Origin of the sequence: Paracoccus benzoatiresistens, from assembly GCF_026913015.1 — a bacterium.
GTDB classification, from domain to species: Bacteria; Pseudomonadota; Alphaproteobacteria; order Rhodobacterales; family Rhodobacteraceae; genus Paracoccus; species Paracoccus benzoatiresistens.
The window spans coordinates 199,384-218,212 of record NZ_JAPTYD010000004.1; the positions used below are offsets into that span (position 1 = coordinate 199,384).

Annotated in this window: 13 protein-coding genes; 5 read left to right on the forward strand and 8 right to left on the reverse strand. The window is 65.0% G+C overall.

The window, feature by feature from the left end:
• Nucleotides 1-79 precede the first annotated feature (79 nt).
• The 6 genes from glgB to OU682_RS05555 all read right to left on the reverse strand — a co-directional run bounded on the left by glgB (nucleotide 80) and on the right by OU682_RS05555 (nucleotide 8,779).
• Nucleotides 80-2,233 (reverse strand): 1,4-alpha-glucan branching protein GlgB, encoded by a 2,154-nt coding sequence (gene glgB, locus OU682_RS05530; RefSeq protein WP_268941074.1) that lies wholly within the window; start codon nucleotides 2,231-2,233, stop codon nucleotides 80-82.
• Nucleotides 2,230-3,789: a putative maltokinase gene (locus OU682_RS05535; RefSeq protein ID WP_268941075.1), complete on the reverse strand. Its 1,560-nt coding sequence runs from the start codon at nucleotides 3,787-3,789 to the stop codon at nucleotides 2,230-2,232. The genes glgB and OU682_RS05535 overlap by 4 nt, the downstream gene beginning before the upstream one ends.
• Complete coding sequence (locus OU682_RS05540; protein ID WP_268941076.1) at nucleotides 3,789-5,873, reverse strand: alpha-1,4-glucan--maltose-1-phosphate maltosyltransferase; 2,085 nt, start codon at nucleotides 5,871-5,873, stop codon at nucleotides 3,789-3,791. The genes OU682_RS05535 and OU682_RS05540 overlap by 1 nt, the downstream gene beginning before the upstream one ends.
• A 246-nt stretch (nucleotides 5,874-6,119) precedes the next feature.
• The gene (locus OU682_RS05545) at nucleotides 6,120-6,416 is read right to left on the reverse strand and encodes a hypothetical protein (RefSeq protein WP_268941077.1); all 297 of its coding nucleotides are present in this window, start codon (nucleotides 6,414-6,416) and stop codon (nucleotides 6,120-6,122) included.
• An 896-nt stretch (nucleotides 6,417-7,312) separates the two neighbouring features.
• Complete coding sequence (locus OU682_RS05550; RefSeq protein ID WP_268941078.1) at nucleotides 7,313-7,654, reverse strand: hypothetical protein; 342 nt, start codon at nucleotides 7,652-7,654, stop codon at nucleotides 7,313-7,315.
• A 510-nt stretch (nucleotides 7,655-8,164) separates the two neighbouring features.
• Nucleotides 8,165-8,779, reverse strand: a complete 615-nt coding sequence (locus OU682_RS05555) for an undecaprenyl diphosphate synthase family protein (RefSeq protein WP_268941079.1) — start codon at nucleotides 8,777-8,779, stop codon at nucleotides 8,165-8,167.
• Nucleotides 8,780-9,144: 365 nt separating this feature from the next.
• Between OU682_RS05555 and OU682_RS05560 the strand changes: the two genes are divergently transcribed.
• On the forward strand, nucleotides 9,145-10,563 hold the full coding sequence (locus tag OU682_RS05560) for a coiled-coil domain-containing protein (RefSeq protein ID WP_268941080.1): 1,419 nt from the start codon (nucleotides 9,145-9,147) through the stop codon (nucleotides 10,561-10,563).
• Between the two features lie 34 nt (nucleotides 10,564-10,597).
• Nucleotides 10,598-11,659 (forward strand): TAXI family TRAP transporter solute-binding subunit, encoded by a 1,062-nt coding sequence (locus OU682_RS05565; protein ID WP_268941081.1) that lies wholly within the window; start codon nucleotides 10,598-10,600, stop codon nucleotides 11,657-11,659.
• An 18-nt stretch (nucleotides 11,660-11,677) separates the two neighbouring features.
• Here OU682_RS05565 and OU682_RS05570 read toward each other — a convergent pair whose 3' ends face one another.
• A complete protein-coding gene (locus OU682_RS05570) occupies nucleotides 11,678-13,486 on the reverse strand; it encodes an AAA family ATPase (RefSeq protein ID WP_268941082.1) in 1,809 nt (602 codons plus the stop codon).
• 611 nt (nucleotides 13,487-14,097) lie between these two features.
• On the opposite strand from OU682_RS05570, the gene OU682_RS05575 reads away from it, so the two are divergent.
• Nucleotides 14,098-14,289 (forward strand): hypothetical protein, encoded by a 192-nt coding sequence (locus tag OU682_RS05575; protein WP_268941083.1) that lies wholly within the window; start codon nucleotides 14,098-14,100, stop codon nucleotides 14,287-14,289.
• Between the two features lie 115 nt (nucleotides 14,290-14,404).
• Nucleotides 14,405-15,424, forward strand: coding sequence for a nucleotidyltransferase family protein (locus tag OU682_RS05580; RefSeq protein WP_268941084.1), 1,020 nt, complete (start codon nucleotides 14,405-14,407; stop codon nucleotides 15,422-15,424).
• A 23-nt stretch (nucleotides 15,425-15,447) separates the two neighbouring features.
• On the opposite strand, the gene OU682_RS05585 is transcribed toward OU682_RS05580, so the two are convergent.
• On the reverse strand, nucleotides 15,448-16,338 hold the full coding sequence (locus OU682_RS05585; RefSeq protein WP_268941085.1) for a LysR substrate-binding domain-containing protein: 891 nt from the start codon (nucleotides 16,336-16,338) through the stop codon (nucleotides 15,448-15,450).
• A gap of 92 nt (nucleotides 16,339-16,430) precedes the next feature.
• Here OU682_RS05585 and metE point away from each other — a divergent pair, with 92 nt between their 5' ends.
• Entirely contained in the window at nucleotides 16,431-18,683 is a 2,253-nt protein-coding gene (gene metE, locus OU682_RS05590) for a 5-methyltetrahydropteroyltriglutamate--homocysteine S-methyltransferase (protein ID WP_268941086.1), read from the forward strand.
• Nucleotides 18,684-18,829 lie beyond the last annotated feature (146 nt).

Here is an 18,829-nt window from a genome sequence, read left to right on the forward strand (position 1 = left end):
GGCGATGATGTTTGCTGGCTGGCCAGCAGGCATGATTGCTGGTCCCGGATGCAGCCGCTTTCTGCGGCACCCGGGTCCTTTATTCGGGAAACAGCACGATCGTCGCCAGCGGTGGAAGCGTCAGGCGAAGGGATGCCGTACGCCCGTGCCATGCGATGTCCTCGGTCTGGAGCGGCTCATGGTTGACGACACCCGACCCGCCGTAAGTGTCGGCGTCGGTGTTGAGAATTTCGCGCCAGCCGCCCGGTTTCGGCACACCGATGCGATAGTCGTGGCGCACCGCGGGCGTCAGGTTGCACACGACCACCGCAGGAGGAGCATCGTCGTCCGACTTTCGCATATAGACCAGAACGCTTTGCTCGGCATCGCTGGCATCGATCCATTTGAACCCGTCGGGATCGCAGTCCAGCCTGTGCAGCGCAGGCAGGTCGCGATAAAGCCGGTTCAGGTCCTTGATCAGCCGTTGCATCCCGCTGTGCAGGGGATCCTCCAGCAGGTGCCAGTCCAGCGACTGGTCGTGGTTCCATTCGCGGTCCTGCGCGAACTCGCCGCCCATGAACAGCAGCTTTTTGCCGGGATGAGTCCACATGAAGGCGAAGTATGCGCGCAGGTTGGCAAATTTCTGCCATCTGTCGCCCGCCATCTGCCGGATCAGCGATCCCTTGCCATGCACGACCTCGTCATGGCTCAGCGGCAGCACGAAGTCCTCGGAGAACGCATAGACCAGGCCAAAGGTCAGGTCGTTCTGATGGTAGCGGCGATAGAGGGGGTCACGACGGAAATAGCCCAGCGTGTCGTGCATCCAACCCATGTTCCATTTGAACCCGAAGCCAAGGCCCCCTTCCTTCACCGGGCGGCTGACCTTGGGAAAGGCGGTGGATTCCTCGGCAATGGTGATGGCGCCGGGATAGTCCTCGTGGACGCGTTCGTTCACGTTGCGCAGGAAGTCGATCGCCTCGAGGTTCTCGTTCCCGCCGAACTGGTTGGGGATCCATTGGCCCGGCTGCCGCGAATAGTCGAGATACAGCATGGAGGCCACCGCATCCACGCGCAGCGCGTCGATATGGAACCTGTCGAGCCAGTAAAGCGCGCTGGCCTGCAGGAAATTCGCCACTTCACGCCGGCCGAAGTTGTAGATCAGCGTGTTCCAGTCCTGATGGAACCCTTGCCGCGGGTCTTCATGTTCGTAAAGAGCGGTCCCGTCGAACCGGCCCAGTCCGTGGGCGTCGGCCGGGAAATGCGCCGGAACCCAGTCGATGATGACGCCGATGCCTGCGGCGTGCAGCCGGTCCACCAGCCGCGCAAAGGCCTCGGCCGAGCCATAGCGGCTGGTCGGGGCGAACAGGCCGATGGGCTGATACCCCCAGGATCCGGTAAAGGGATGTTCCGACACCGGCAGGAACTCCACATGGGTGAAGCCCATGTCTGTCACGTAGGGGACCAGAAGGTCGGCGATGGCGTCGTAGTCCAGAACCTCGCCCTCGCCGCCGCGTCGCCATGATCCCAGGTGAACCTCGTAGATCGAGATCGGGGCCTTGCGGTCCTGCCGCGCAGCCCTGCGTGTCATCCAGTCCCCATCCTGCCAGGGATAATCGGGCAGCCCGCTGATGACCGAGGCGGTTCCGGGCGATTGCTCGTGCGAGAAGCCCATCGGGTCGGCCTTCAGCGGCATCCGTTCGCCATGGGCGCTGATGATCTCGTACTTGTAAAGCTCGCCCACCGACAGGCCGGGGATGAACAGTTCCCACAAGCCGGGTCCCAAGCGCCTGCGCATCGGATGGCGGCGGCCGTCCCAGGCGTTGAAGTCTCCGACCACGCTGACCCGCCTCGCATTGGGCGCCCAGACGACGAAGGCCACGCCCTCGACGCCCTCGTGGGTGATCGGGTGCGCGCCCAGCTTTTCGTATAGCTGCCGATGCCGCCCCTCGGCGATCAGGTATTCGTCCATCTCGCCCAGAACGAGACCGAAGCGATAGGGATCCTCGACCACCCAGGTGCGATCGCCGGATTTCATCTCCAACTGGTACTGGTTGCCGCCGAAGGGTCCGGCAAAGAAGCCCTCGCGGTGTATGCGTTCCAGGGGCGTGCGCTTGCCGTCGGAAAGGACCGCGACCTCGGAGGCCTGCGGCGCAAAGACCCGCACCTCGCCCTCATGGGGGCCCAGGATGGCAAAGGGGTTGGGATGGCTACCACGCAGGATAGCCTCGATATCGCCTGTCGAGGCACCGCTCATTCGCCACTCCGTTCCAAGAGATTGAGAATCCCCTTCAAGGGAATGCCGATCCAGGCGGGCCTGTTGCTCAACTCGTACCCCGCCTCGTAGATCGCCTTGTGCAGCAGGAAGAAGTCCAGCAGCGCCTCGCGCGATGCGGCATCCTGGGGCAGGTTCGCCGCACCTTCCGAATGGGTCCCGTAGGCATCCAGGAAGTCGCGGATGACCATCCGCCGCCATGTCTCTACGCGCTCCAGCCTGCGTTCCGCCGTGCTGCCGGACCCGTCCCTCTGGCGCGAGATCACGGTCATCGCGGCATAGTCGAAGGACCGCAGCATTCCCGCCACGTCGCGCAAGGGCGAGGATTTCTCGCGCCGTTCGGCAAGGCTGCGGGCGGGCTCGCCCTCGAAGTCGATGATCGCCACGTCGTTCCGGGCCAGCAGCACCTGTCCCAGGTGGAAGTCGCCGTGGATGCGCGACAGCTTGCAGGCTGGCGCAAGGTCTGCCACTGCCCGCAGCCGCGACAGCAGCGCCTCGCGCTGCGCCAGAAAGGATTGCGCCAGGGGGGCGGCCTGCTCGGGCAACTGCGCCTGTTCCAGCCGCGCAATCAGCGCCTGCGCCTCGGCCTCGGCATCCAGCGACCACTTGCCAAGCTGCTCCGGCGTCAGGTCCTCGGTCGCGAAGGCCGGATCGTCGGTGCTGGTCGCCAAGGCCTTGTGCAGTTCCGCAGTGCGCTGTCCCAGAATCGAACCCACGCTGAGCGGGAAGTCGAAGCTGGCGTCCTCTGGCCGCCCTTCGCCGCCCGGGGACCGCGTTCCGGTCTTGTGCATCTCGGCTTCCAGGGCGTCGATGATGCCGGTCCAGGCGTCGCCCCGGTTCGGGAAAAAGGCAAATGCCGCGGCCAGGGTCGTCGATCCATGCGCGACCTGGCCCAGGAAGCGCGGCGTATGTTCATAGCCCGCGACTTCCGTCAGGAACTTCGCAACTTCCACATCCGGCTGCTCGCCCTCGCGGATGCGGCGATAGAGCTTCAGGATGATCTTGTCACCGAAGGCGATGGACAGGTTCGACTGTTCCGCGCCAAGCTGCCGGGGATCGCCCGGATTCTCGATCCGGCGCAGGGCGTCCGTTCCCTCGAAACGCAGGGATCCGACAGGGCGGTTCTCCTTCATCGCGTCCAGCAGCAGTTGCGGCAGACGCTGGTCATAGGCGCCGTCGATCAGCGTTCCCGACCGGTCGTTATGGCGGACCCTGGCCAACGTATAGGACAGCTCCGACGCACCGGCACGCAGGTTCCCATCCCCCCACCGGGCCGAGATCGGCAGCAGATAGCTTTGATCCTCGACGCCGACTGTCACGTCGACAGAAACCAGCTCATGCTCGCCCCCTGCCAGATCGCCCAGAGGTGTCATGCGGACCGCGCTGATCGCCTTGTCCTTGCCCGCGAACCAGCGCTGCAATGGCAGCCATCGCGGCAGGACCTCATCCGTGAACTGCGTCCCCCCGGGCCCCCCGAGGGCCGTCGCCACCCGCCCGTCGCGCGCGTCCAAGGTCATGAACTCCGGCAGGATATCCATCAGCGGGGAACTCCGGGGGCGAAAAGCTGCCAGATGGCATAGGGTCGGCTATGGGGTTCAAGCTCCAGCCAGTGGTTCTTTCCGTGCCAGGTGAAGCTGTTGCCGTGGACCAGGTCGCGCACCTCGACCGAGGCTTCGTCGGGCAGGCCGAACTCCCACAGGGGAACCTCGAATTCGAAGGACTGGATGTTGTGGGGATCAAGGTTGACGTGGATCAGCAGGAAATCGTTGCCCGTCTGCTTGCCATAGGAAAGCACCTTGTCGTTCCAGGCATGATAGAACTTCACATTCGTGAAGTGCTGCAAGGCGGGATGGGTTCGGCGCAGCCGGTTCATCAGGCGGATGTCATCCTGGATATGTCCGGGCTGATCCATGTTCCATGCCCGGATCTCGTATTTCTCGGAGTTGAGGTATTCCTCCTTCCCGGGCACGGGCGCCGCCTCGCAGATCTCGAAACCGTTATAAACGCCGTAGTTGCCGCCAAGGGTCGCTGCCAGGACCAGCCGCGTGCGAAAGCCCGGGCGGCCGCTGTTCTGCAGGAAACGGGGATTGATGTCGGGCGTGTTCACGAAGAAGTTCGGCCGCATGTATTCGCGGCATTCCTCCTGCGTCAGCTCGGTCAGATAGTCGGTGATTTCCTGCTTCCTGTTGCGCCAGGTGAAGTAGGAATAGGACTGCGAGAAGCCGACCTTCGCCAGCCGCTTCATCACCTTGGGGCGGGTGAAGGCCTCGGCCAGGAAGATCACGCCGGGATCCTTGGCGCGCACCTCGGCGATCATCCATTCCCAGAAGGGGAAGGGCTTGGTGTGGGGATTGTCCACGCGAAAGATGCGCACGCCCTGGTCCACCCAGAACAGCACCACGTCACGAAGCGCATACCACAGCGACGGCAGCGCGCCACGATAGAAGTGGACGTTGACGATGTCCTCGTATTTCTTCGGCGGATTTTCGGCGAACTTGATCGTGCCGTCCGGGCGCCAGTCGAACCATTCGGGATGCTGCTTGATCCAGGGATGGTCGGGCGAACATTGGATGGCAAAGTCCAGCGCGATCTCCAGCCCATGATCCCTGGCTGCGGCGATCAGGCGGCGGAAATCCTCGAAGCTGCCAAGCTCGGGATGGATCGCGTCATGCCCGCCCTCCTCGCTGCCGATCGCATAGGGGCTGCCCGGCTCGCCTTCCTGCGCCGTCAGGCTGTTGTTGCGGCCCTTGCGGTTCGTCTTGCCGATGGGATGGATGGGGGGGAAATACAGCACGTCAAAGCCCAGGTCGCGCACATAGGGAAGCCGTGCGATGACGTCGTCGAATGTGCCGTGACGGTTGACGTCGCCAGATTGCGACCGGGGCATGATCTCGTACCACGCGCTGAAGGCGGCCGCCTTGCGGTCCACGAAGACCGTCAGCGTCTTGTATTCGGTCAGATTGGTTCGGGGGCCGAACTGCTGCATCAGGGCGAGGACCGAGGGGTCGCCCAAGCGTGCAAACCGAGCGGCGTCAGCGGGCGCATCGTCTCCGGCAGCCTCGGCATAGGCCGCATCAGCCGCCAGAACCCCGACCAGGGTCGCGCGCGCATCGCCCGAGGGGTGGCCATCCTTCAACCCGGCCTCCAGCAGCCTGCGGCCTTCCTCCAGTTCCAGGGCGATCCGCTGACCGGCCGCCAGCTTCTTGGTCACTTCCTTGTGCCAGGTCGTGAACAGATCGCGCCAGGAAATGATCTTGCATTCGTAAAAGTCATTTTCGGGGAAAACGACACTGGTGGCCCAGCGGTCATTCTCAACCAGGGTCATCGTGGCTTCGCAGGCTTCCCTATCGTCGGCACGACGCCACAGGACTGCGGCGGCAATCGAGTCATGCCCGTCCGAGAAGATGTCAGCCTCGATGATGGTGGGCTGGCCCACGACGGCCTTGGCAGGGAAGCGGCCGCCGTCGATCTCGATCGAGACCCCTTCGATGGCGATACGCTGCGCGGCAAGTGTCCCAAGCCTCGCGTCCGACCTTGCCTCCAGGTCCGGCTGCGCCTTTGTGCCTGCAGTGCCCTGGGCTGCGTCTTGCTCTGTGTTGGTCGTCAAGTTGTTGCCCAGCATGATTGCTCCCCTAACAGTCAAGTGTCAGGAAAACCGGCTTGGCGCGACAAAGGTTCCTGCAAGATCACGCCGCAGTGATCAGCGCATTCCCTGCAAGCCGCCTGGGCAGGCCGGAACAGCTATCCTCAGCCTTGTTCCAGCAGCCAGATTTCGGCCACATCATCAGTGCCGATGTCATGCGGGCACAGCTGGCCACGTTCGCATGCGCGGCCAGCTGCGGGCTTGATTCAAGGATGCGTGTTACGGTTACTTCTGGCTGACCTGCATCTTCGCCTTGACCTGAGCACCGGACGGCATTGTAACCGTTACGTTTGTGGGCTCGGTAAAGGCCGACGCGTCGACTTGTCTGAAGATATCGCACGTACGGGCTGCGATCTCCTCTCCGGTCATGTCGGTATTTTCCTTTATGACCACCACCTGATCCACGCTCATGATCACGTCGGTCGCGCCACAATCGACCCGCAGTTCTCGGTCTTGAGCCTGCGCAGAAACAACCGACAACAGAGCGATCCCGCCTGCAACGGCCAGAGTTAGTTTTGACATTTTCAACTCCCACAATGAACCCAACGGTCGTTCCGACGAACAGTCGGTGCAATCGTTACCCGACAAGCCTTCCCTACGCCGGCGAGGTGGATCCTCGCCGGGCGCTGGCTCTGCCGACGGGCTGGTGCCAAAATTTGTGCACATGGACAGCGTACCATGAGCAGCAAAACGCCTGAGAACCAGGCCGAGCAGCCAGTCATGGTCGGCGTCATCCCCCGCCTGTCCCGGTATCCTAGAAGTTGCGGATGCAGGCCTCCATCGCGGCTGTGTAAGTTACTGTTAACCTCACCCTCATCCGGGTCAGCGGCGCTCGTTCAGACCTTGTCGGAAGCATCGAGATAGGAGCGCAACTCGGCCTTCAGCTCCTGCAGGACATTCCTGAAATCCTCGATGTCCTTCCGCGCGTTTCGGAATCGGTCCGACTCTCAGGTCGTAGCAAGGAAGCCCGGGCCAGCAGGAGATCCTCGCAAATCGACCGAAGCTGTTCGTCTCGCAGGTAAAGGTGCCTGACAGCCTCGGCGCAGTCCGGGACAAATCCGACGGCAAGGTCCACGGCGCGCATGCGGGTCAGACTCCTTTGTTGCAGGACAACCGAGAGGATCCGTGGAATGTCACAGGCTGTCCCAGAAGTTCTGCCTCGGCGCCGCTCTTTCGAGTACGTAACTGTGACGTTCGTCCAGTCCGGGAAGGGGACGGTAGATGATGGGGATCGACACAAGACGTGATCCGCGAAGAACTGGCTCGCCTTCTGGCCTCTGCCGAATTCAAGACAGCCGGGCGCAACAGGCGCTTTCCTTGACATGTCGTTTGGGAAACGCTGGCCGGTGGTGCCGGGCGCATCAAGGCCTGAGGCATCGGGGCCTGCTTGACAGGCTGGCCCATTCCATCGCTGGCGATCAAGCCGGCAGATCGAAGGCCCGACCTGCCGCGCGAAGCTCGTCGAGCGTCTTGCCCTGGCACGATCCGGGCCGCTCGCCATCCACGCGCTGCGCGACACCATCAAGCGTGATGACGCCCACCTGCCGATCGGGGGTCATGTAGATCGCGCGTCCATCTGGCTGGAGTCGCGAGAAATAATAGGCGCTGGTGATCTGCTCGTATTCGCAGAAGATGACATAGGGGAAATCCCTGAAGCTGGACTCCTGAGCCTGAGCGCGGGGACCGAAAGGGACAAGGCCGATTATTCCCGAAATGGCGGCGACCAGGCCGATACGGCGCGATAGGGAAATCCAGAGCATGCTATACCTCTCCGCAGGTTGTCATCGATTGGACGGCGCGTTCCAAGGTTTTCGAAGGATAGGATTCATCATGGAATCAATCGGTGCAAAGAACAGCTTACCTCATTTTTGGCCGAGGCTTATCCTTCGGAGAGATGATCTGGCCCTGGGCAATTCCTTTGCATTCACCAGGATAGGTTATCTTCGTGGAGTTCAACCATGAGGACTGACTGGTGCAGTTCCCTTTCCGGTGTTCCACGGCAGACCTGAGGCGACCGAAGGCGCACCGCCGTTGCAACCGGGAAGGTTTGCGGTGCTGTGCGTTAACCGCCAGTTGACAGCCGCGGAAAGGTGGCGCCCGACGACATCGTCAACGGTTTCCGTCCTCCAGGGTCAGGGAACGAAAGGTCATGCAGGATACGAGCGGCGCCATCCGTGGCAGGACGGGGCCTGTGATCCCACTGGCCACGCACCCAAGTCGCAACGCTGAGGTCGGTCCGCCGCTGGCGCCGCTTGGGCGATCACCTTCGCTTACCCGCCCAGCGTCTGGTCCTGTTCCTTGAACCAGTTCAGCGCATCCTCGAAATGCTTGGGCCTGAAGTCCGGCCAATGCTGATCGACGACAAAGAAGTCGGCATAAACCGATTGAACCGGCAGAAAGCCGCTGAGACGCCGCCCCCCTCCCCAGCGGACGATGAGATCGAGCCTGGATACGTCCTGCGAACGGATCTGGCCATGTTTCAACCCGGCAAGATCCCATTCCCAATGATAGTTCACCAGGAAATTGACCTTGATGCCCTCTCCCTGCCGGGTTCGGAAGGATCGAAGTTCGTCCGGGAATTGTGCCGATTTGTCGTCACCCACCACCAGGAGGGCCGCGCCGCGGCGGACAATCTCGGCGGCAAAGGCCACGCAGGCCGAGCGGAATGCCTGGATTTGCTCCGAAGGGCGCTTGGTGTTGTCCTGGGTGAAGCCGAAAACGGAAACCTCGGGGATGCCCCGGCTCTTGCACATCTCGTATAGGTCGAGGCCCGGCATGATCCCGGCCTGGTAGCCCGACTGCTTGGGCAGGCGATGGCCGGCTGCCCAGCGTCGATTGCCGTCCGGAATGAAACCGACATGGGTTGGCAGCACCCGCCTCGTCATCGTCCTGCTCCTGAGTGCTGACCGGAAAGCGCACTGCGGCGTGTTCAGCTTCGTGACGGAACACCCCAAGCGAGGCCTTCATCCTTGCGGACAACACAGAGCGTGTCAACGTGATAGGAAGACATGGCTGAAAACTTGGCGCTGAAGAAAGCAGCAGTTCCGCCTTGCGCCGCTGGATGGCGGATGCCCCCTGTTGCTTGGATGAGACAGGCGCTGGCGCGGCGGCTTGCGGCGGCAACCCTGAGGCGGATGAAGATTAACCATGACTTGACCCAGCCATGAACCGGCCAGCATAATCCACGGTGTAGGCACGTCTCGGTGGAAGTCAGCATGTTGCGCTTCGTATCGCTGAACGGAGTTGGGTCATGATCAAGCTTGTTGCCGCAGGCGGTTTCTGGGCCGTCATGGCCGTGGCGGCCCTGGGGCAGAGCGGCGGCGGTGCCGGCGACCCTCCCACGCAGGAAAAGGCCAATGCCCTGCGCGAGATCATCGTCCAGATGGAGGAGGAAGTCGCCGATCTGCGCGGCCAGATTGCCACCATGCGCTCGGAACTCGCGGCGGGGCGGGCGCAAGAGGACAGACCAGACGAAAGCCAGGCCCTCGAGGCGCGGATCGCCGATCTGACAAGGCAGCTGGACGCGGCCAAGGCGGCAAGGCAGGCAGCCGAGGAAAAGGCGGCCGCCGCCGAGCGCATGCAGAACGAACGCAGCAAGGAACTGCAGGAGGCCCGGCAAGCCGCGTCCCAGCAGGCTGCCACCGCCGAGTCCCTGCAAGCCCTCGAAGGCAGGGCCCGGAACCTGACCACGCAGCTTCAGGCTGCCCGAAACGACGCGGCCTCGGCCCGGCAAGGGCTGGCCGAGGCGCAGGCGGCCCTGAAAGCGCGCGAGGTCGAGCTTGCAAGGGCCAGGGAAGCCGCCGCGGCGCTGGCCGAGGCGGAACGGGAACTCGCAGACCTGCTCCCTCGGCTGGCCGAGTCGGATGCCACCCGTCGGAAGGCTGAGCAGGCGCGCGCGGATCTGGCCTCCGAACGGGATGCCGCGCGACAGGAACTGGCCGCCCTGCGAGAGGCCGATCGCCGCGACAGCGCCACAAGGGACGCCGTGGCCAGTGGTGAGGCGCGGCTTGCCGAATTGCAGAAGCAGGCTGCCCAGGGGGAAAGGCAGCTGGCGGAGCTGGACCAGCAACGCGCGGCCCTGGAACAGCAGATCGCCGCCGCCCGGGCGTCGCTTGGCCAGGCGCAGGGGCAGGCGGCCGACCTTGCCGCGCAGCGGGACAAGGCCGAGGACGAGATTGCCGCGCTGGAAGCCCGCCGGCGCGAGGCGGAAACCGCCCTGACCCGAACGCAGCAACGCGAGGCAGAACTGCGGCAAGGATTGGAAGAGGCGACGACCCGGCGGACCGCCGCTATCGCCGCCGCGCTTGCGGCCGAGCGCCGCCGGGACGAAGCCGAACAGGCCATTGCCGCCGCAGAAAGCCGTCGTGCCGCGTCCGAAGCGGCTCGGCCCGAGACGACCTCGCGGGCCGGTGCGGCCGCCGAAGACGAGCCGACCGCCGAGCCGCAACAGCAGGACGCCAGCGCCGCCCGGCAATCGCCAAGGCCCGAGGCAGAGGTCGATGCAGCCCTGTCGCGCGCCCCGGCGCTTGGCATGGGCCCCGAGCGCGACGAGCTGCGGCGCCGCCTGATCGCAGGCGAATGCGCGCCCGAGGCGCTGAAGGGCGCCTATGGCCAGATCAACCGCCAGACCCTGCGCATGCTGGTTGCCGAGCTTGGCGCCTGCAACTGAGATCCGGCCCGCGAAGCCGAAAGGGAGGGAAAGGATGAGCAAGACCAACTGGCTCGCCACGGCACTTGTGGCATTGCTGGCGCTGGCGGCAGGCCCCGCCGCCACGCAGGAATTCGGCAAGGCGGTGATGACCGGCGGGCCGACGGGAACCTATATCCAGATCGGCCGCGACATGGCCCGGCTGCTGGCCGGATGCGGCCAGACGCTGGAAGTGATCGAATCCGCGGGATCGCTGGAAAACTTCGTGGCCGTGCGCCAGCGCCGCAATACGCAGTTCGGCATCGTGCAGAACGACGTGCTTGAATATCTCAAGACCTATTCCGCCGACGATCCCGCCGTGGCCCGGGCGATCTATGGCGTCCGCATCGCCTTCCCGCTTTATGACGAGGAGGTCCACCTTCTGGCCAGGTCGGACATCAACAGCCTTGCCGATCTGGCGGGCAAGCGCGTGGCGATCGGCGTCGAGAACAGCGGCACCTTCCTGACCGCCTCGCTGGTGCTGGACCTGACCGGCACCGAACCCGCCGAGCGGCGCCTGATCGCGCCCGCCGATGCCCTGCCCGCGCTGAAGGCAGGCCAGATCGACGCCTTCTTCTATGTCGCAGGCGCGCCCACGGCCCTTTTCGCCGAGGGCGGCATCGACGGGGAACAGTTCCACCTGGTGCCGATCACGGATGAAACGCTGCAAAGCGTTTATGACACGGCAACCATCCCCGCCAACACCTATCCTTTCCAGCCCGAGGCCGTCAGCGGCATCGCGGTCAAGGCGCTGCTGATGACCTTCGAATATGACATGGACGGCAACAGCTATCAGCGCCAAAGCTGCAAGGCCGTGTCCGACCTGTCCAACCTGATCCTCACCCGGCTGACGGAATTGCAGCAAACCGGCCATCCCAAGTGGAAGAACGTGGACCTGCAGGACATCCCGGCGGGTTGGGACATCGGCAACTGCGTCAACGAAGGTCTTCGCCCGGATTACCAGCTTGAATGCACCGCGCCGCTGGCCACCGCCGCGCCCGAGCAGGCCGAAGAACCCGGGGAAAGCGACGCGAACCGCGCCTATCGCGAGTATATCTGCGCCACCATAGGCTGCTGACGGGAACCCGCCCCGGCGCTAGTTCCGCGCGGGCATCATGCGAACCAACGCCGAGGGCGCGCTTTCCCTGCCATCCGCGCCGATCGCCGTCACGCGCCAGGCGCTGACCGGAAAGGGCAGGATCGCGCCCGGCACCGTGGTCTGCCGCGGCGGCAGCGCGTTGCCCGCCGGCCCAAGGGCCTCCAGACGAAACCGGGCGGGCGCGACGCCTTCGGGCACGCGCCAGATCATCTCGCTGGCGCCATTGTTCAGCAGGGCCTGGAAGATCGGCAGGGGCGTGGCCAGGCTGCCCGCCGACGCATCCGCGGGGGGCAGGGCCTCAAGGCGGCGGCCGGCGGCGGGCAAGCCGGAGGCCGCGGCATACCACAGCCGCGCCGACGCGAGGCTGAGCTCGACCCCTGCCCCGGTTTCGTAAAGCTGTCCAAGGTAATAGCCCGCGCGCGCGCGCCCCCGGATCGCTGCGCGGGCATAGGGGACGACCGCCGCGGCGGGGTCGCGTGTCTCGACCTCCAGCGCCTGTTTCATCAGCGCCTCCGCGGTCGGTTCGGGCGTCACGTCGACCGGCCGGAGGTCGGGGATGCCCCTGTGCCACGCGGCGGTTGCAAGCGGCAAGGTTCCTTGGACGGACGCGGGGGCGACCGCCCGTTTCAGCGCCAGGTCCGCCGCGGGCCGGGCCGGAATCGTGGCGGCCGGGGCCAACGCCGAGTCCGGCTGAAGCCACAGGAACGCCGCGCCGGCGGCCATGCCCAACGCGGCCATTGCTGCCACCGCCCATGTCCCTCGGCGCTTGCCCGGATCGGCCTGTGGCGGATGCGGCTCCGGATTGGCCAGGGCATGACGGGCCTGGACCCGTGCCGCCAGGGCGGAACGCCGGGCATCCGGTTCAAGAATGTTGCGAGAAATGCCGGGTCCGCCTGCCGGCGCAGCCGGTGCCGTCTGCGTTTCCTGCCGAGGAGGCGTGCCTTGCGGATCGGCTGTGTCTGAGACGGTTGCGGGCACGGGGGGCGAAACGGCAGGAGCCGCATCGTTGTCCGGCATCTGGCGTATTGCGGGGGCGGTCGGCACGGCGGATTGCGGCACCTCTGTCGGTGCCCGGCGAAGATGGCTCAGCGCGCCGATCGTCGTTGCTTGCTGCAGCACGGTCCGGACCCAAGGGGCGTCAAGCCGCGTCATGTTCTTCGATGCAGCGGTCCGCAGGCAGTGGTCGGCCATGACGTTGATCAGCCGGGGCAGGCCCTGGCCAAAGGCATGCAGCACCTGCATTGCGCCCGGGTCGAAGATCGGCTCGCGCGCGCCCGACCGCCTCAGCCGATGCTCGACATAGTCCGCGGTGTCATTCTCGCTGAAGCGGGACAGGACCGCGCAGGCGCTTTCCTCGATCGGCAGGTCGCGCAGTTCCGGCGCGGCCAGCAAGGCGCGCAGGTCCGGCTTGCCGATCAGCAGCACCGTCAATCCGCCCCCCTCTGGCCCCCCGGCGGTCAGCGAGGCCAGGGCGGATATGTCGTCGATCGCCAGCGCCTCCGCTTCGTCCACGGCCAGCACGGTGATCCTGTCCTTTGCCCGCATCGCCGCGGCGAACCGGCGGATCCGCTTGGCCGAGAGCGCGGGGCTGTCGTTGCGCCGGTCCGGCAGGTCCAGCGCCCGGCGCGCCTGCACGCATATGTCGTCGTCCCGGGGATGAAAGCGCCAGATCAGCCCCATGATCCAGTCCTTGCGGTGCCTGGCCCGCAAGAGCTTCAGCAGGGTCGTCTTGCCCGTTCCCGCCTCTCCGGTCAGCACAAGCAGGGGCACGCGCGCCGCGATCCCCTTTTCCATCCATTCGAGCATGCGCTGGTGGTCCGGCGAAGCGTGCAACAAAGCCGGCTTCGGCGTCATGTCGAACGGCGCCCCACGAAGGCCGAAGTGATCAAGATAAGTCACGGACATGTGTCCGATGATGATGCCCGCTTGCTCCTTTTCACGCAAGCGGCATGTATCGCCTGCGCCCCCGGACAGCCGCAGCCCTCTGCGGCACGGATGGGTATCGCCAACGGCAGCGCCGCGCTGACGGACCGAAGCAGCGCAGGGCCGGACAGTGCGGTTAGGTGCGGGCAGTTCGCTGCGTTCAAGCGTGGTGCTGACCAAAAGGACAACTTTCCGCCGACGTAAAGATCAGACATAACAAACCCATCAGCCGAGCGGCCTTTTGTTTCTGTTTGCGAGTGCGCGCCGCCCGGCTGAGAAGCCCCCCTCCACTGATCGCTGTCGTTTTCCCTTGGCCGGCTTGAGCCGAGCCTCGCGCCTCCATGGCCAGAATGCTGAACCAGCTTGGCCGGGGAATGGGCTTCAGGCCAACTATCCCCGAAACGATCCACAGAAATTGTGGACAACTGTCCCGCGATGGCGGAAGTCTTCCGCAGCATCATGGGCGGGCATCGGGTCCGTCAGGAGAAATCACCTTGGACGAATACTGTATCTGCTTGCGCGACAATCCGCATTTCCGCCTGACCAGGGATGGCCAGGGCTTTGACGCCAACGCGGCCCCCCTCGTCTTCCCAACTTACGAGGAGGCCTATGACTATACGCTGCAGAACAACACCAGCCCGCAGCTGGAGGGCGTTTCGGTAGAGATCATCAAGTCGGGCATCTGAGCGGGCTGGACAGCATCGCAACTCCAATGCGGTGTGTGCAGCAAAGATCTTTCCGCTGCACAGTTGCCTCATGTGCATCAAGAAGATATTTGATGCACATGGCTGGAGGTGACTGATGACCCCCCTTTCCCATTCCCGCGCGGCGCAGGTGGCCTATCAGGATCTCTTGCGCCTGCATCTGGACGAAACTGCCTCGGAGCTGATCGGCAGCATCGAGGAGCGGGAACGCAACGGGCGCACCTATCTTTATGACAAGTTCCGGATCGGCACCGAGATGAAGAGCCGCTACCTGGGCGAGGGCACGCCCGAGCTGCGCGCCCGTCTGGCGCGCGCGAGCGAACTCAAGGCGCAGGCCGAAGGGCGCAGGACGACCATGGCGCGGCTGGCCCGCGTGCTGCGCGCCGAAGGGTTCATGGCGACGGACCGGGATACCGGATCGCTGCTGCTGGCCTTTGCGCGCGCGGGCGTCTTTCGCCTTGGCGGAACGCTGGTCGGGACGGCGGCCTATGCGCTTTACCAGGGGGAACTGGGCGTGCGCTTCGATTCCGAGGAACTGGCCCAGACAGGCGATATCGACTTCGCCAGCTTCGAGCGACTGTCGGTCGCCCTTGGCGACCATGTCGAGGAAAACCCGGGCGAGATCCTGCAGGCGCTGAAATTCGATGCCGTGCCGGGCCTCCAGGATCGACAGGTCTGGAAATGGCGGCAGAACCGGGGCGAAGCGATGGTCGAATTCCTGACGCCTGCCTTCGGCGACGAACGGGTCAAGCCCCTGCCGGCGCTTGGGGTCAGCGCGCAGGCCCTGAACTATCTGAACTTCCTGATCGCCGATCCCATTCCGGCGATCGCGCTGTATCGTTCCGGCGTGCTGGTCCAGATCCCGCGGCCCGAGCGTTTCGCGATCCACAAGCTGATCGTGGCCGACCGCCGCCAGGGTGGCCCCGATCAGGCAAAGTCGCGCAAGGATCGCGGCCAGGCCGCCTTCCTGATCCACGTCCTGGCACAGGACCGCCCCGATGATCTTCGCGAGGCCTTCGCCGACGCCCTGTCCCGGGGTCCGCGCTGGCGCGAACGGATCGAGGCGAGCCTGGCGCGGCTGCCGGACAGCGACGGGATCCTGCGCGCCCTTGCGTGATCCCCGGGGCGGCTGGCCCGCGTTCAGGCGGCGGGCTGCCTTCCCTTGTTCTGGGCCAGGCGCAGAAAGCCCGCGACATAGTCGATGGCCTTATCGTCGGCTCTGACACCGACATGCAGCCCCTTGTTGAGCCCGCCGCCAAGGCGGACGGCGCGGATCGGCAGGCCCGCGCCTTCCTCTCGCAGGATCCAGTCGGGAACGGAACTGACGCCGCGCCCCGCCGCGACAAGTTGCAGCATCATCCCCGTCGTCTCGACGGTCCGGTGGGCCTTGGGCAGGCTGTTCCCCGGCACCAGGAAGCGCGTGAAGATGTCCAGCCGCTCGGGCGCCACGGGATAGGTGATCACCGTCTCGGCCGCGAGTTCCCGGGGGGAGGCCACGTCGCGGATCGGATGCGCCTCGGGCACCGCCAGGACCAGTTCGTAGTCGAGGACACGCGTGTAGTGGATCCCGGGAAGGGTCAGCGGATCCGGGGTGATGAGCATGTCGATCTCGTGCCCCAGAAGCGCGCCGATCCCGCCAAAGCGGAAGGCGGTGCAGATGTCGAGATCCACGTCCGGCCAGTCCGCCAGGAAAGGCGCGACCACCCGCATCAGCCATTGCTGGCAGGGATGGCATTCCATGCCCACCCGCAAGGCCCCGCGCTGGCCCTTGGCAAAGTCGGCCAGGACCCGTTCGGCATGGTCGATCTGCGGCAGCACCCTTTGCGCCAGGGCCAGCAGGTATTGCCCCGCCTGCGTCAGCCGCAACCCGCGGCCCTCTTTCTGCCAGACCTTGATGCCGTGCCGGTCCTCGAACTTGCGGATGGTATGGCTGAGCGCCGACTGCGTGACGTTGAGCCGGTCGGCAGCAGCCGTGACAGAGCCGAGCCGATCGACTTCCCGCAGGATGGCAAGATGCTGGCGGTCAAGCATGAGGAACCTTCATGAGTCAGTGAGAGAATACCATTTCCGCTCATAGCCTGCTTTGCCTAGCCAGGTCTTGCCACAAGACACAGAGGACAGGCATGACATATCAGGCAGCAAACCTTGGCTTTCCCCGCATTGGTGCCCGGCGCGAACTGAAGGCGGCCGTCGAGGCACATTGGCAGGGCAGGCTTTCCGCCGAGGAACTGGCGGCCGAAGGCGCGCGCCTGCGCCGCATCCACTGGCAGGCGCAGAAGGACGCGGGGATCGAGGTGATCCCATCGAACGACTTTTCTTTCTATGACCAAGTTCTGGACACAACCGTGATGCTGGGCGCCGTCCCCGCCCGATTTGCCGATGCCGGCTATTTCGCCATGGCGCGGGGAACCGAGGATGCCCCGGCGATGGAGATGACCAAGTGGTTCGACACGAACTACCACTACATCGTCCCGGAATTCACGCAGGGGCAGGATTTCCGGCTGTCCTCGGACAAGCCGGTGCGGGAATATCTGGAAGCAAAGGCGCTTGGCATCGAGACGCGCCCCGTGCTGGTCGGCCCGGTGACATGGCTGAGCCTGGGAAAGTCCAGGGACGGCGTGGATCCCTTCGCCTGTCTGCCGCAGGTCGCCGCGGTCTATGGCCAGGTGCTGCGTCAACTGGCCGAGGCAGGCGCCCAGTGGGTGCAGATCGACGAGCCGATCCTGGTGACCGACCTGTCCGACGCGCAACGCCGGGCCTTTCGCATCTATGACGACCTGGCGGGGCCGCAGATCATGCTCGCCAGCTATTTCGGGGCGCTGGACGACAATCTCGACCTTGCGCTGTCCCTGCCCGTCGCGGGGCTGCATCTGGATCTGGTGCGCGCGCCCGGCCAGTTGGCGCAGGTCCTGGGACGCACCGACAAGCTGCTGTCGCTGGGCCTGGTCGACGGCCGCAATGTCTGGCGCGCCGACCTGCCCCGCGCCCTGGAACTGGCGAAAGGCGCGGGACCGGTGCAGATCGCGCCTTCTTGTTCCCTGCTGCATGTGCCTGTCGATCTGGAACTGGAAACGGACCTCGACGGTGAACTGAAGTCCTGGCTTGCCTTTGCCATGCAGAAGCTGGGCGAAGTCGTCACCCTGACGCGCGCGCTGAACGAAGGGACCCCGCTTCCGGATGCGGCCACCCCTCGCGCGGCCTCGGGCCGCGTCCATGATCCGGCGGTCAAGGCCCGTGCCGCCGCCGTGACCGCAGGCGATCTGACACGTCCCTCGGCCTATCCCGCGCGGCGCCATGCGCAGGAGGTGCTGGGCCTTCCCCCCTTCCCCACCACCACCATCGGCTCCTTCCCGCAAACGCCCGAGGTGCGCCGCGCCCGCGCCGATCACCGCAAGGGCCTGGTGTCGGATGCCGACCACGCCGCCTTCCTGCGCACCGAAACCGAAGCCTGCATCCGGCGCCAGGAAGCGCTTGGGCTCGACATGCTGGTGCATGGGGAATTCGAGCGCAACGACATGGTCGAGTATTTCGGCGAGAAGCTGGCGGGCTTTGCCTTCACCCGCTTCGGATGGGTGCAAAGCTATGGCTCGCGCTGCGTGAAGCCGCCGCTGATCTTCGGTGATGTCTCGCGTCCCGCAGCCATGACGGTGAAATGGGCAAGTTTTGCGCAATCGCTGACGGGCAAGGTGGTCAAGGGAATGCTGACCGGCCCGGTCACGATCCTGCAATGGTCCTTTGTGCGCGACGACCAGCCCCGGCCCGAAACCTGCAGGCAGATCGCCCTGGCGATCCGGGACGAGGTGTCCGACCTGCAGGCCGCCGGCATCCGCGCCATCCAGATCGACGAGCCGGCCATCCGCGAAGGGCTGCCGCTGCGTCGCGCAGAATGGGGCGCTTATCTGGAATGGGCCGTCGACTGCTTCCGCCTGTCGGCCAGCGTGGCGCGGGACGACACGCAGATCCACACCCACATGTGCTATTCCGAGTTCAACGACATCATGCCCGCCGTCGTCACGATGGATGCAGATGTGATTTCCATCGAAACATCGCGTTCCGACATGGAACTGCTGAATGTCTTTACCGAGCTTTCCTATCCGAACGAAATCGGGCCGGGGATCTGGGACATTCATTCGCCCCGCGTCCCCTCGCAGCAGGAATTCGAGGCGCTGCTGCACAAGGCAGCCGCCGTGATCCCTCGCGAACGTCTCTGGGTGAACCCGGATTGCGGGCTGAAGACGCGCGGCTGGCGCGAAGTGGATGCCGCGCTGCGCAACCTAGTCGCCGCCGCCAAGGCGCTGCGGGCAGGACAGCCCGCACCGGCTTGCGACATGTCCCGGCCCCAGCTGGGCAGACCGGTTCCCTGCGACTGCCACTGACATCGGTTCTCGCCGCAGGTTCCTGTTCCTGCGGCGGGAAACTGGCGCACTTGCCCCATGCGTGGCAGGGTCAGTCAAGGTTTGCCCGCCGCGCCCGCACGAAAGAGGCTTGCCAGAATCACAAAAACATCAGACTGATTACGCCA